This is a genomic window from Kitasatospora sp. NPDC001527 (genome assembly GCF_040298605.1).
Lineage (GTDB): Bacteria > Actinomycetota > Actinomycetes > Streptomycetales > Streptomycetaceae > Kitasatospora.
Genome location: NZ_JBEPAM010000063.1, coordinates 26,088 through 39,741, shown reverse-complemented (window position 1 = coordinate 39,741; position 13,654 = coordinate 26,088). Strand labels below are relative to the sequence as shown.

Here is a 13,654-nt window from a genome sequence, read left to right as displayed (position 1 = left end):
CCCGCCGGCAAACCCCCCAGCGGCACCCCCCACCCTAACCCCAACCCCCCCCACCCCCCAGCCCCTCCCCCAACCACGGGGTGCCCCGCGCGGCCACAGCCGCGCGGGGCACCTCCGTCGTTTCAGCTGCCCGGAAACTCCCCACCCTTGACCCCGGCCAGGAACGAAGCCCAAGCCTCAGCCGCGAACAGCAACGCCGGCCCACCCGGGTCCTTCGAGTCACGGACTGCCATTCCGCCCAGCACCGGCCGCCTGGTCTTCACACACTCGTTGGCCTGTGCGCTGTAGGTGCTCTTGCGCCGATCGACTTGTCCGGTCACGATCCACCGCCCCTTGCCCGGGTTCCGCCAGCCATGTTCTCCCCGCCCCGCCCGGTGTTCACGCCGGGCGGGGCGGGAGCGTCGAGCCGACCGAGCCTCAGGCCCCGAGGGCGCCGGTTCGGGCGGCGAAGGGGCGCAGGCCGGGCAGTCGGGCCGGGGAGTGGACGAGGCGGGCGGTCACCGCCCGGACGGAAGGCCTGCGCACCTCCTCGGGCGCCACCCGCTCCATCGCGAGCAACGCCTCGTACGTCCGCCGGTCCTCGTCCAGGGCATCCCACATGCGGGCGGTATCGGTGAAGTACCGCGCCCGCCGCTCCTTCGTCGGCAGTCGCGTCGGGTCGAGGTCGAGAGCGTGCTGAACACCAGCGTCGGGATCGCCGAGGACGGTGGCGAGGCCGATGCGGTACAGCGCGCACTGCTCCGCCGTCGCCTCCACTGTGAACAGCTCTCCGACCAGCCCGGGCGGAACACGCCCCGCAGTCCGCTCCGCCTCCTCCGCCAGGTCATACGCGGTACTCCCGTTTCCGCCGGTGGCGGCGGAGTAGGCGGCGGTCAAGAGCAGGGACGTACGGACGGCCAGGGAGTCTGCGGAGTCTTCGCCGTCGAGGCCCGTGGCGGTTGTGGTGAGCAGTTGGACGGCGGAGGCGATCCGGCCGGAGCGGCGCATGGTGATGGCCAGGACCCGTGCCGCTTCCCCGATCACCACGGGGGAACCGCAGGCGCGGGCGGCGGAAAGTGCCCGGTCTGCGGTGACCCAGGCGTAGTCCGCGCTGCCCTTCACCGCCAACTCGGTGGCGAGGACGTGAGCGCGGGCCAAGGCGGCGTTCGCCCGCTCACGGCGCAGCCCGCTCACCGCGTCCCGCTCCGCCTGCGCACCGGAGATGATGGCGGGCAGGGTGGCCCGCAGTCGGTCGTAGCGGGCGGCTCGGAAGTCCGCCCGGGCCCGTGTCAGGGAGGCAGGAAGGTCAGGTAGGAGAACCGGGGCTACCGGTTCGAAGAGCGCTTGTTCCAGCAGGTCGGTGCCTGGCGGCACGTCTACGGGCTCGGCGCCGGCCGGACCTGCGCCGACGACGGCCGCACCGGCACCGGCGGCTCCCAGCGCGAAGAACCTTCTGCGTCGCACTTCGCCCTCCGACTCTCGACCTGCCGTCACCCTAGTGGCAACCGATGACCTCAGCCCGGAAGTTGAGGCATGTCGGACGGGGTCGGGGGCGAGGCCTAGACGCTGCGGAGGGATCTCCAGGAAGTCCGCGATGCGGCGCAGAGCGACATCGCCGACCGCCATGCGGCCGTTGAGGATGCGAGACATCGCGGACGAGGAGTACCCGGCGTGGGCACCCACCTCGGCCAACGTCGCCTGTTTCACCGCTCGGGCGGCGCGCAGCACCGCAGGGACGTCGATCTCCGTGGTCCGCGACACGACTCCTCCCCGAGCCAGGCGGAGCCATCACGGTAGCGGTGCGTAGGGGGCGTGCAACAGGGCGCGCAACGCTGGCTGCGCCCGCTCCTGAGTCCGTCGCGCCCCGAGGGGTCAGCCCCGGGCGCGGACAAGCAGGGTACCGAGCTCACCTGCCACCGGGTTGGGCAGCACCCGGGCGTCGATCCCGCCGAAGCCGTGGCGCTTGAGGAGATCGGCCCACTGCTCCGCCGTGTGCTGCCACCGCAGGACGGTGAGCTCCGTCGCGCGGCCCTCCAGCCACCGCCCACCCATCCGCTGTGCCCCGTACGCACCGACGGCCGGCGCGCGGTGGGAGAAGGCGAAGACACCGCCCGGGGCGAGGCGCCGCCGGACGCGGGGGAGCAACTCCTCCGGATCCGTGAACCAGACAGCGCCCCAGGTGGAGTAGACGGCGTCGAACTCCCTCGACTCCCGATCGAGGAACGCACCGGCCTCCGCGCCCACGAACTCCAGGTTCGGCAGGTCGCTCCAGAAGACGCGGGCCCGGTCGACCTGGACCGGGGAGAAGTCGACCGCGACCACCTCCACCCCCGCGCGGGCGAGGAACGCGGCGTTCTCGCCTTCGGCCGGGCCGAGGTCGAGTGCCGTCCTCGGCTCCCCCAGGACCTCCGCTCCTGGACCGTTGCCAGGGATACCGGTCCAGTCGAAGCGGTCGGCGGCCGGGCGTGCCTGCCGCGCCCCTCCCCGGTGCGGTCGGTACTTGTCCCAGTACTCGGGAGCGGACATGGGCGGGGAGGCGCCGGGCATGAGAGGCCCTTCGGGGGTGGCGGGTTGTGACCGTATCGACGTGGGCGACAACCTACCGCCGGGCCCTTCCGGCGCGGGGTGGATGGAGAAGTTTCGACCGAACGGGTGGGGCCCGGCGAAGTCGCCGGGCCCCACCGCGCTCAGGGAGTCAATGGCAGTTGGCCCCGGGGCGGCACGGCCCGCACTTGGCGAAGTCCGCCGCCCAGAGCTTCCAGTCCACCTCGAAGCCGTTGTCCGCGATGACCTGTGCGGTGCGCTCCACCGACCCGTCGAACTTGAAGTCGATCGCCGGGATGTGTTCGAGGAAGCCGCCGCCGAAGTGCTCGGCGCAGAACTCCCGGTAGTTCTTCGTGTCGAGGATGAAGACGTGGACGGCGATGTCGACGATCCGGCCGCAGCACAGTTCCAGCTGCCGGCCCCACGTCTCCATGGCCGTGATCAGGTAGGAGACGGCCGCTCCGAACAGGCGGGTCGCCATCACCTCGTCGAAGGGGTGGTCGCGCATCAGCAGCGCGATCTCGCGGTCCCACACCTCGGACTTCACGAAGTCCCTGGGGTCCCGCAGTCGGCCGCCGCCGCTCCGCTGCGCCGGCTCGGTGGACATGACGGTCATGTGGTGCTCCTCTCGATGGTGCCGAGTGGTCCGAACGCCACCCGTCCGCATGGCGGACGGGGATTCAGCAGTGGCCGGGGACGGGGCGCCAGGGGTCCGGACCCGCCGGCCACAGGAACGACGCTAGAGACCGCCGCACTGCGGGAACAGACGAACCCGGCACGGACGCAAGGAGCGTGCGAGGCATGCACAGCGTGTGCGAGCGGAAGCGGTCGCGCGCACGTCTCAGGCATCAACCCAAGAGGCAGATGAACGAAGGACGGCCCCGGGTGGCAAGGCCACCCGGGGCCGTGAACTCTCGCGCCCCGCCCGGCGTTCAGGCCGGGCGGGGCTGTCCGGATGAACTCGGGGGGCGCACCGGGAGGATGTGTCCGGGTGCGATCGGTTCGCGACTACGGTCCGGCCACGAGCGATCGAGAGGAGACGCATCATGACCACCGGGGTTCTGGACTACGAGAGTGCCGACATCGTCCGGCTGATGAGCATCGCGGAGGAGGACTGGACCGAGCAGGAGCTCAAGGACGCGCTGCAGCGGGCGATCATGCTGGAGCTGTCCACCATCCCGCCGTACGCCACCGCGCTGTGGTCGATCACCGACCAGGACAACAGCAAGCCGGTACGGCGCACCATCCGCGAGATCGTCTTCGACGAGATGTCGCACTTCGGGCTGGTCGCCAACATGCTCACCAGCATCGGCGGCACCGTCGTCCTCACGGACCCGCTCACCGTGCCGAAGTACCCCGGGGAGCTGCCCGGTGGCGTCAATCCCGGGCTTGAGGTGTTCCTCAGCGGGCTGAGCCGTGACTCCGCCGCGCTGTTCGCCGACATCGAGAAGCCCGAGCACCCGCTCGCCTTCGCCGCGGACGGCAACACCATCGGCGCCTTCTACCAGCGGATCGCCGACGTCTTCCCCAAGTTCGCGCACCTGCTCACCGGTCGGCAGCAGGTGAGCTTCCCGCTCGGGTCGGGCCACGGGGTCGGCAATGACATCGTCCCGATGAACGCCCTCGGTGACGTCCTGGCCGCCATCCACGTCATCCAGGCCCAGGGCGAGGGCACCACCGCCTCCCCGGAGAACCCCTTCCCCGGCGCCCCGGGCGAGCTGGCCCACTACTACGCGTTCAAGGAGATCGCCGTCGGCAAGAAGCTCGTCCGCGACCCGCAGACGGGGCAGTTCGACTTCAACGGCGCCGACGTGCCGCTGCCGGACACCTTCCCGGTCGGCCGCGTCCCCCAGGGCGGCTGGGCCAACTCCCCCGGCAACGAGCCCGACGCGGCCACCGCCGAGCACCTGCACACCTTCAACCAGCAGTACAGCGACATGCTGCGCGCCCTGGAGGCCGCGTGGGGCCCCGGTCAGGAAGACATCTTCCCGGCCATCGGCCTGATGGGCGACCTGCGCCGCACCGCCCAGAAGATCAACCCGATCAAGCTCCCCGCCAACCCCCACTTCACCTACGGCCCGGAGTGGCTGTTCGTCGCCTGACGCCCCCGGCCCGCCGCCGGCTCAGCCCTTGACGGAGCCGGCGGTGAGCCCCTGGGCGAGGTAGCGCTGGAGGAACTGGTAGACCACGATCACCGGCAGCGAGGTGACCAGGGCGCCGGCCGCGAAGAGGCCGTAGTTCTGGTCCTGCTGGCCGGAGATGATCCCGTAGAGGCCGACCGCCACCGTCTTGGACTCGTTGGAGGTCAGGAAGATGCCGGCCAGGATGACGTCGTTCAGCGCGGTGGTCAGCGAGAGGATCCCGACCACCACCAGCATCGGCGCGGCCAGCGGCAGGATGATCCGGAAGAAGATCTGCGCGTGCCCGGCGCCGTCCACCTTGGCGGCCTCGTCGATCTCCTTCGGGATGGTGTCCAGGTACCCCTTCATCAGCCAGGTGTTCACTCCCATCGCCCCGCCGAGGTAGACCAGGAGCAGCCCCCAGGGCGTGTCCAGGCCGATCGCCGGCAGCACGTCGCCGACCTCGGCGAACAGCAGGTAGAGCGAGACGACCGCGAGGAACTGCGGGAACATCTGCGCCAGCAGGACGGTGAGCAGCCCCACCCGCCGACCCCGGAAGCGGAACCGGGAGAACGCGTACGCCGAGCAGACCCCGAGCAGCACGTTGAGCACGGCGAAGCTGCCGCAGATCAGCGCCGTGTTGGCCAGCCACCGCCCGAACGGGTACTGCTCGTCGGTGAACAGCGCGGTGAAGTTGGCGAACGAGGCGTGCTCGGGCAGCAGCGTGGAGGACTGCAGGCTGCCCAGCGGGTTGAGCGCGGCGGAGAACACGAACAGCAGCGGCAGGAGCGCGAAGCAGACGGCGAGGACGGCGACCAGGTGCCGCCAGCCGAAGCGGCGCAGCCATCGGACGGTGGCGGTCATGCGTTGAGCTCCTCGAGGGCCCGGGTGCGGCGGTAGCCGACCAGGGTGATCAGGCCGACCAGCAGGAAGATGAAGATCGACAGGGCGGCGGCGAAGCCGTACTGGGCGCCCTGCCCGCCGAAGGCCACCCGGTAGGTGTAGCTGATCAGGATGTCGGTGGCGCCGGCCGTACCGCCCGCGCCGTCGAACGGGCCTCCGCCGGTGAGCAGCTGGACGGCGTTGAAGTTGTTGAAGTTGAAGGCGAAGGAGGAGATCAGCACCGGCGAGGCGGCCACCAGCAGCAGCGGGAAGGTCACCGCCCGGAACGCGGTCCACGGCCCGGCTCCGTCGATCCGCGCCGACTCGTTCAGCTCGGCGGGCATGGACTGCAGAACCCCGGTGCAGATCAGCAGCATGTTGGGGAAGCCCAGCCACAGGCTGGTCAGGACGACCGCGAAGCGCGCGCTCCAGGTGTCGCCGAGCCAGTCGATCCGGGTGTGCAGGAGCTGGTTGAGCAGCCCGAAGTCCCGGTTGTACATGCTCTGCCAGATCAGGATGCCGATGAACGCGGGCATCGCGTACGGCAGCAGGAGCAGTGAGCGGTAGAGCCGCTGTCCGCGCAGCCGCGGGTGGTGCAGGGTGAAGGCGAGGCCGAGGCCGAGCGCGAAGGAGGCCCCGGTGGAGAGCGCCGCGAAGCCGAACGTCCAGGCGAGCACGCCGAGGAAGGGGCCGCGGACGGCCGGGCTGGTGAGCACGGCGGTGAAGTTGGCGAAGCCGACGGTGCGGTGCCAGCCGGTCGGCAGGGTCCGTCCGGAGCCGTCGTCGGCGGTGAACCGGCCCTCCCCGGCGCGGTAGACGGTTCCGGTGCGGGTGTCGGTGAGGGTGTCGGCCCGGCCGTCGTGCACCAGGGTGGGCCGGGCGGTGGTGGCCGAGGAGAGTCCCTGGCCGACCACGAAGCCGCCGTCCACCGGGACCCGCAGCTCCTTCAGCTCCTGGGCACGGCCGTTGGCCTGGCCCAGGGTGAGGATCCGCAGGCCGGGTGCGGCGGTCACCCGGCCGTCGGCCGCGGTCACCGTGCCGGCCGGGGCGGGGGCCAGGCCGCGCGCGGTGCCGGCCTCGGTCCGGCCGGTCGCCGGGTCGGTGAGCAGCAGGACGAGCGGGCCGCCGGCCGGCTCGGTGGCGACGGTGAGCGTGTACGAGGCGCCGTCGGGGACGGGCTCCACGGAGTTGTCGACCAGGGTGCGGACGGCCTGCTCCTTGGTGAGCAGGTGCCCGTCGCCGTAGTCGGTGAAGGAGACCGCGACGATGTGGAGCACGGGGTAGACCACGAAGGCCAGGAAGAGCACGGTGGCCGGCAGCAGGTACTTGGCGGCGAGCCGGCGCGGCGAGAGGTAGATCCAGAAGGTCGCCCCCGCCCCCGCGGCGAGGACGCCGAGGGCGGCCCAGTGGCCGGCCTGGTAGAGCTTGGGCGCGGCGAAGAGGGCGAGCGCGGCGACCCCGGACAGCAGGGCGGTCTTCACCAGCTGCGCGGTCACGGCACCGGCCCGGCGGGGCGGGCGTCGCGGGGGCCCGGCGGCGGGGGCGGCCGGGCGCCTGCTGTCCTGAAGGGTGGGGGAGGTCATGGGGATGGTCCCTGGTCCGTCCGGGAGGGGCGCGGGGCGCCGGGGGGTGTCAGTGACCGCCGGCCAGGGCGGCGCGGATGGCCTCGCCCGCCTGGCGCATGGTCTCGGCCGGGTCGGCGCCGGCCACGATGCTCGCCTCGGCCTGGCCGAGCGGGCCCCAGATCGCGTTCATCGCGGGGATGGTCGGCAACGGCTGCCCGGCCGCGCCGGCCGCGGCGAAGGCACCGATGTCCGGGTCACCGGCGGTGGCCGTGGCGAGGGCCGAGGTCAGCGCGGGCGGCTCGGGCGAGGCCTGGTAGAGCGCCAGCTGGCCCTCCTCCGAGCCGATCGCGCGCAGCAGGAACTCCTGGGCGAGCGGCTGGTTCTTCGCCTTGGCGGAGAGGTAGAACGCCTGCACGCCGACGAAGGGGCGGGCCGGCCCCTTGCCCGCCCAGCCGGGCACCGGGGAGATCGCGTACGGCAGACCGGCCTGCTTGACCTGCCCGAGCGCCCACGGCCCGGCCACCAGGAAGGGGGACTTGCGGCCGGTGAACAGCGAGATGGCATTGGTGTCCACCGAGCGGTTGAACAGTCCGGCGCCCTTCTCCCCGTACTGCTTGAACAGTTCCCCGGCCGCGATCGAGCCCGGGCCGCCGACCCCGAGGTCCGCGGTGTCCCAGCCGCCGTCCGGCTTGCTGCCGAACAGGTAGCCGCCGGCCGAGGTGAACAGCGGCTGCAGGGCGTAGGCGTTGCCCTGCTGGCCGACCGGCAGCGCCAGCGGGACCTCGGCCTTCCCGGCCCGGACCGCGTCCTGGGCGGTGCCGGCCAGGTCCTCGAAGGTGGCGGGCGCGGCCGGGGCGAGTTCGGTGTTGCGGAACAGCACCAGGGTCTCGGTCGCGTACGGCAGGCCGTACTGCTGGCCGCCCTGGGCCACCGCCTCCAGGGCGGCGGGCTGGAACAGCGCCTTCTGCTGCGCGGTCAGCGGGACGGGGGCGACCGTGCCGTTCTGCACGAGGTTGCCGAGCCAGTCGGAGGCGCCGACCACCAGGTCGGGACCCTTGCCCGCGTTGGTGGCCGTGACGTAGGCCTGCTGGGTGTTGACGGACTGCGGGGCGACGGTGACCTTGACGCCGTGCTCCTTGCCGAAGCGGTCGGCGAGCGGCTGGAGGGCGGCGGCCTGCTGGGTCTGGGCCCAGATCACCAGGTCGCCCTCGGCGGCGGCGATCGGCGGGGCGGTCATCGGCCCGTCCGCCGCGGCGGTGCCGCCGGCGGGCGCGGGGCCGGCGGAGGGGGTGGCGGAGCCGCAGGCCGTGACCAGCAGGGCGAGCAGGCCGAGTGCGGCGGTTCTGCGGTGGCGGGTGATCCGGTGGCGCATGGTCCGAGACTCCTTCGTCCGGGAGGGGTGCGGGGGTTGGGTCGCGGGGGCGGGGGTCGTGGCGGGCGGGTCAGATGCCGTCCGCCGGCCGGTGCCAGCGCTCGACGGTGAGGTCGAGCCGGGTGTCGCGGTCGACCCGCAGCGGGTGCAGCACCCGCCGGCCGTCGGCGTCGACGGCGTCCAGGCCCCAGCCGCGCGAGATGCCGCCGTCGAAGCCGGTGCCGCGCGGCACCGCGATCCGGCCGCGGAACCGGCCCGGTCCGGCCGGGGCGCAGGGCAGCGGGCCGAACATCACCGGGGCGTCGTCGGGGGTGCCGGGCGGGACGGTCACGGTCACCTCCAGCACCGGGTGGGCCGGCAGCTCCGGGTCGACGGCGACCTCGGTGTGCGCGGCCAGCCCGTGCGCCCGGACGGTGACCGCCGTCCGCCCGGCGGCCAGCGGGCGCAGCCCGCCGTGCGGCGAGACGGCCGCCACCCCGGGGTGCTCGACCCGGTAGCCGGCCTCCAGCGCGGTGTAGCGCACGCCGTCGGCGCGGACCGCGACCGGGTTGACGGCGCTCCAGGTCTCGCCGGGCGCGAGCGGGATCTCCGGCTCGACGGTGAGCGAGCGCACCGGTGAGGGCGCGCCGAACAGGTGCAGCAGCGCGTGCCGGGCGCGCGGGCGCCAGGCGTTCTCGTGGTGCGGCGCGGCCGGGTCCTCGTAGTAGAGCAGGTCGGCGCCGGAGGTGTAGCCGGCCTCGTCGACCAGCCGGCCGGCCAGCTCGCGGGCGGGCCGGGCCATGATGAACCCCTCCCGGCCGCCGATGTCCAGCCAGATCCGCCGCGGTCCGCGCCGCCGGTAGCGCTCGTGCACCACGCGTTCGCCGAGGCTCTCCGGGTCGACGTGGGTGAGGAACGGGGAGAGGACGGCGGCCAGGCCGAAGACCTCGGGGCGGCGGAAGGCGATGTGGTAGGTGACCAGGCCGCCCATCGAGGAGCCCATCAGCGCGGTGTGCTCCGGGCCGGTCCTGGTCCGGTAGCGGGCGTCGACGAAGGGCTTGACCTCGTCGGTCAGGAAGGCCTCGTAACGGTGGCCCTTCAGCGGGGTGCCGGGGGTGCGCCAGTACTCGGCGACGTGGGAGTACTCGACGCCGCGGTCGGCGCCGGCGTTGGGCACGGCGACCGCGATCAGCTCCGGGATCAGGCCCTCGGCGTACAGCGCCTCCAGCGTCCGGTCCACCGCCCAGGTGGGCTGCTGCCCCTGGTCGAAGACCTGCTGGCCGTCGTGCAGGTAGAGCACCGGGTAGTCGGCGTCCGGCCGGTCGTCGTAGCCGGGCGGCAGGTGGACCAGCAGGTCCCGTTCGTTGCCGAGCAGGTCGGAGCGGAAGCCGGGGATCCGTTCGATCCGGCCCCGCCGCACGGCGGCCTCGCCGTGCGGGGCGGCCTCGCCGTGCGGGGCGGCCTCGCCGTGCGGGGCGGACCAGGCCGTGTCGGCGCTCATCGGGCCACCGACCAGACGTGCACGGCCGGGCCCTCGTTGGGCAGGTCGCGGCCGGGGACCAGCTGCGGCCCGCCGAGCAGGTGGGTGGCGTGCCACTCCCCCGCCACCGGCGGGTGGTCGGCCCGGCTGATCTGCACCAGGATCGTCTCCCGCTCGTCCTCCCGCTCGAACAGCAGGACGTCGCCCTCGGCGACCAGCCAGCGCAGCCCGCCGCCGGTCAGCGCGCTGTGGCTGCGGCGCAGCCGGACCAGGTCGCGGTAGGTGCGCCAGGTGTGCTGGTCCCAGGCGGACTCGTCCCAGGGGAACGGCTTGCGCCCCTCCTCCAGGCCCTCGCCCAGCACGCCGACCTCGTCGCCGGAGAACACCATGGGGATACCGGGCAGGGTGAACAGCAGGGCCGCGCCGAGCAGTTGGCGCTCCGGACCGGCGAAGGTACGCAGCCGGGCGGTGTCGTGCGAGTCCAGCAGGGTCAGGTTGTGGGCGCGGCTGCGCCAGGGCAGAGCGGCGCCGAAGGCCGTCATGGTGGCGCGCACCCGGGCGGCGTCGTAGTCGGGGATCGGCCCGGGGACGGCCCAGAAGTCCTTCTGGTCGTGCTTCTCGACGAGCCAGCTCCAGACCGGCCGGGTGAAGCCGGCGTAGCTCATGGTGCCCTGCCAGCCGTCGCCGGCCAGCGCGAGCGAGGCGTCGTGCTGGTGCTCGGCGAGCAGGACGGCGTCGGGGTTGGCGGCCCGGACGGTGGCCGCGGTGGTGGTGGCGACCAGGTGGTTGAGTTCGACGTCGCCGCGCCGGCCGGCCATCTGCGCCACGTCGACCCGCCAGCCGTCCAGGTGGAACGGCGCGCCGAGGTACTTGGCGATCACCGAGTCGGGGCCCTCGTAGAGGCGGCGGCGCAGTTCGGCCGAGCGGTGGTCGAAGGTCGGCAGGGTGCGCACGCCGAGGAAGGTCGCGTAGTCGTCCGGTCCGCCGTCGCCGAAGAAGTAGAAGCCGGCCTCGGGGCTCGCCGGGTCGGACCGCGCGGTGCGGAACCAGTCGTGCCCGTCGCCGGAGTGGTTGAGGGTGATGTCGCCGATCACCTTGATGCCGCGCCGGTGCGCCTCGGTGGTGAGCGCGATCAGCGCCTCGTCGCCGCCGAGCGCCGGGTCGACCCGGTCGAAGGAGACGGCGTCGTAGCGGTGGTTGGAGCGGCCCTCGAAGAACGGGGTCAGGTAGATCACGGTCGCGCCGAGCCGCTGGATGTGGTCGATCTTGCGCACCACGCCCCAGAGGTCTCCGCCGTACATCTGCTGGAGGGCCTCGGCGTCACCGGTGCGCAGCGGGGTGTCCCAGTCCGCCGGGCGGGCCCAGGAGGCGAGCGGGGCCTCGCCGGAGCGGTGGTAGCGGTCCGGGAAGATCTGGTAGACCACCGCGTCGCCGGCCCAGGCGGGCGGGGCGGGGTGGGTGGTGAGGCGGAAGTCGGTGGCGTCGGGCAGGTCGTGGTCGTGCAGGCCGGCGGCGGTGAGCCAGCGCCCGCCGTCCGGGGTGTGCAGCCAGAACCGGTAGTTCATCTCCGGGTTGACCATCTCCAGGACGGCCCGCCACCAGGTGGTCCCGGCGCCGTCGACGCGGTCGACGACGGCGGCCGTGAAGTGCGGTTCGCCGTCCGGGACGGAGCGCAGGAAGACCCGCTCGACGTCCTGCCCGGCGGGCACCCGGACCAGCAGGTCGACGCGCTGCCCGAGGCGCGGGGCGAGGTCGCCGACGTACCGCGCGGACCCGTCGTGATGCGGCTGGTGGCGGGCGGCGAGGCGGTGGCTGCTGGCCGTGTCCATGGGGCTCCTCGGGGCGGGTGGACAGGTTAACGGATGCCGGCATTCCGCTTTCCGGGGCCGACGAGGGAACCGTAACGGCGATGAAACTGTTGCGCAATATCTTGCTAAGATCGTTTCATCCTGATGCGCGGCCCGCCGCGCCGGGCTTTGTAAGATGCAGGCCGGACCAGACCGGAGGACCAATTGAGCGGCCCGTCACTGCGCGACATCGCCGCCCGGGCGGGCGTCAGCGCCGCCTCGGTGAGCAGGGTGATCAACGACCGGCCGGGCGTCTCCGACGACACCAAGGTCAAGGTCGCCGAGGCCATGCGGGAACTCGGCTGGCAGCCCGACCAGGGCTACGACCCGCACCAGGGCGCGCTGATCGGCATCGTCGTCCCCGAACTCGACAACCCGGTCTTCCCGCTGCTCGCCTCCGCGATCGAGGTGCAGCTCGCCAAACACGGCCTCACCGCCGTGGTCGGCACCTCCACCCGCCAGGGCACCGCCGAACTCGGCTACATCGACGTCCTGCTGCGCAAGGGCGTCTCCGGCCTGGTCCTGGTCTCCGGCCGGCACGCCAACCCCAACGCCGACCACGGCTTCTACCGGCTGCTGCACGAACGCGGCATCCCGATGGTGCTGGTCAGCGGCCGGGTGGAGGGCCTGGCCGTCCCCACCGTCGCCACCGACGAGGCGCTCGGCGCCCGGATCGCCGTCGCCCACCTGCGCGAACTCGGCCACCGCCGGATCGGCCTGGCCGGCGGCCAGGGCTACCTGCGCCCCTCGCTCAACCGCCTGGACGGCTACCGGCGCGCGATGCGCGAGCTGCTCGGCGAGGAGCCCCCCGCGGACTGGTACGCCGAGTCCGCCTATTCGATCGCCGGCGGCGCGGCCGCCGCCCGCCAGCTGCTCGACGCGGACGTCACCGCCGTGATCGCCGGCAGCGACCTGATGGCCCTCGGCGTGGTCCAGGCCGCCCGCGAGGCCGGCCGCGGCGTCCCCGGCGACCTCTCGGTGATCGGCTACGACGACTGCTACCTCGCCGCCCACAGCAACCCGCCGCTCACCACCGTCCGCCAGCCGATCGACGAGATGGGCGCCGCCGTCGCCGACGCCCTCTGGCGCCAGCTGGAGGGCCACGGCGGCCGGGCCCGGGACTACCTGTTCACCCCCGTCCTGGTCGCCCGCGACTCCACCGCCCGCGCCCGCGGCTGAGGCCGCGCACACGCCGGAGGGCCGGGGAGCTGCTGCTCCCCGGCCCTCCGTCAGCTCCCGGGCGGCGTCAGTCGTTCGGGACGGTCGCGTAGCGCGCGGTGCCCTCGGCCATCTGGCGCAGGGCGTCCTTGCGGTCCCGCTTCGACAGCTTGTCGATGTAGAGGAAGCCGTACAGGTGGTCGGTCTCGTGCTGCAGGCAGCGGGCGAAGAAGCCGGTGCCCTCGACGCGGATCGGGTTGCCGTCCTTGTCCCGGCCGGTCACCGCGGCGTAGTCCGGGCGGGGCAGCTCGGCGTACGCGGTCGGCACCGACAGGCAGCCCTCGTTGCCGTCGTCCAGCACCCGCTGGCGGTCCTTCGGGAACTCCTCCAGCACCGGGTTGATCACGTGGCCGATGTGCCGCACGCCCTCGTCGTCCGGGCAGTCGTAGACGAAGACCTTCAGGTCCACGCCGATCTGGTTGGCGGCCAGGCCCACGCCCTCCGCCGCGTACATCGACTGGAACATGTCGTCGATCAGCGCGGACAGCTCGCCGTCGAAGGCCGTCACGTCCTTCACCTCGCGGTGCAGCACGGGGTTGCCGTAGACGGTGATCGGGCGCGCCGTGCCCTTGGAGAGGTCCGGCTGCTCGCCGACCACCTTCGGGGTCTCGTCGTGCTCGTGCTGGTCCTGCTCCGCCATGTCTTCCGCTTCCATAGGCCTACGCGTA

General features: G+C 73.0%; 12 protein-coding genes. 2 read left to right on the top strand and 10 right to left on the bottom strand.

The genetic code is table 11. The annotated features are described in order from the left end of the window. Positions 1 to 122 precede the first annotated feature (122 nt). The 4 genes from ABT238_RS34875 to ABT238_RS34860 form a co-directional block, all read right to left on the bottom strand. Positions 123 to 320 (bottom strand): DUF397 domain-containing protein, encoded by a 198-nt coding sequence (locus ABT238_RS34875; RefSeq protein WP_350804379.1) that lies wholly within the window; start codon positions 318 to 320, stop codon positions 123 to 125. Positions 321 to 417: 97 nt separating this feature from the next. Continuing rightward, positions 418 to 1,740, bottom strand: coding sequence for a helix-turn-helix domain-containing protein (locus ABT238_RS34870; RefSeq protein WP_350804376.1), 1,323 nt, complete (start codon positions 1,738 to 1,740; stop codon positions 418 to 420). Positions 1,741 to 1,851: 111 nt separating this feature from the next. Continuing rightward, positions 1,852 to 2,505 (bottom strand): class I SAM-dependent methyltransferase, encoded by a 654-nt coding sequence (locus ABT238_RS34865; protein WP_350804371.1) that lies wholly within the window; start codon positions 2,503 to 2,505, stop codon positions 1,852 to 1,854. Positions 2,506 to 2,674: 169 nt separating this feature from the next. Next, a complete protein-coding gene (locus ABT238_RS34860) occupies positions 2,675 to 3,139 on the bottom strand; it encodes a glycine-rich domain-containing protein (RefSeq protein ID WP_502891492.1) in 465 nt (154 codons plus the stop codon). A gap of 430 nt (positions 3,140 to 3,569) precedes the next feature. Here ABT238_RS34860 and ABT238_RS34855 point away from each other — a divergent pair, with 430 nt between their 5' ends. After that, positions 3,570 to 4,625, top strand: a complete 1,056-nt coding sequence (locus ABT238_RS34855; protein WP_350571224.1) for a ferritin-like domain-containing protein — start codon at positions 3,570 to 3,572, stop codon at positions 4,623 to 4,625. Between the two features lie 21 nt (positions 4,626 to 4,646). Here ABT238_RS34855 and ABT238_RS34850 read toward each other — a convergent pair whose 3' ends face one another. From ABT238_RS34850 to ABT238_RS34830, 5 genes are all read right to left on the bottom strand, one after another. Then, positions 4,647 to 5,507, bottom strand: a complete 861-nt coding sequence (locus tag ABT238_RS34850; protein ID WP_350571223.1) for a sugar ABC transporter permease — start codon at positions 5,505 to 5,507, stop codon at positions 4,647 to 4,649. After that, positions 5,504 to 7,108 carry an ABC transporter permease subunit gene (locus ABT238_RS34845; protein WP_350571221.1) on the bottom strand — a complete coding sequence of 535 codons (1,605 nt, stop codon included), beginning with the start codon at positions 7,106 to 7,108 and terminating at the stop codon, positions 5,504 to 5,506. The genes ABT238_RS34850 and ABT238_RS34845 overlap by 4 nt, the downstream gene beginning before the upstream one ends. Before the next feature lie 49 nt (positions 7,109 to 7,157). Then, a complete protein-coding gene (locus ABT238_RS34840) occupies positions 7,158 to 8,462 on the bottom strand; it encodes a sugar ABC transporter substrate-binding protein (protein WP_350804360.1) in 1,305 nt (434 codons plus the stop codon). A 70-nt stretch (positions 8,463 to 8,532) separates the two neighbouring features. Then, positions 8,533 to 9,942, bottom strand: a complete 1,410-nt coding sequence (locus tag ABT238_RS34835) for an alpha/beta hydrolase-fold protein (RefSeq protein WP_350804357.1) — start codon at positions 9,940 to 9,942, stop codon at positions 8,533 to 8,535. Next, complete coding sequence (locus ABT238_RS34830) at positions 9,939 to 11,750, bottom strand: glycoside hydrolase family 13 protein (protein ID WP_350571218.1); 1,812 nt, start codon at positions 11,748 to 11,750, stop codon at positions 9,939 to 9,941. The genes ABT238_RS34835 and ABT238_RS34830 overlap by 4 nt, the downstream gene beginning before the upstream one ends. A gap of 183 nt (positions 11,751 to 11,933) precedes the next feature. Here ABT238_RS34830 and ABT238_RS34825 point away from each other — a divergent pair, with 183 nt between their 5' ends. Then, positions 11,934 to 12,947, top strand: a complete 1,014-nt coding sequence (locus ABT238_RS34825) for a LacI family DNA-binding transcriptional regulator (RefSeq protein ID WP_350571217.1) — start codon at positions 11,934 to 11,936, stop codon at positions 12,945 to 12,947. A 67-nt stretch (positions 12,948 to 13,014) separates the two neighbouring features. Here the strand turns inward: ABT238_RS34825 and def are convergent, their stop codons facing one another. Beyond that, positions 13,015 to 13,626 (bottom strand): peptide deformylase, encoded by a 612-nt coding sequence (def, locus tag ABT238_RS34820; RefSeq protein ID WP_350571216.1) that lies wholly within the window; start codon positions 13,624 to 13,626, stop codon positions 13,015 to 13,017. Positions 13,627 to 13,654 lie beyond the last annotated feature (28 nt).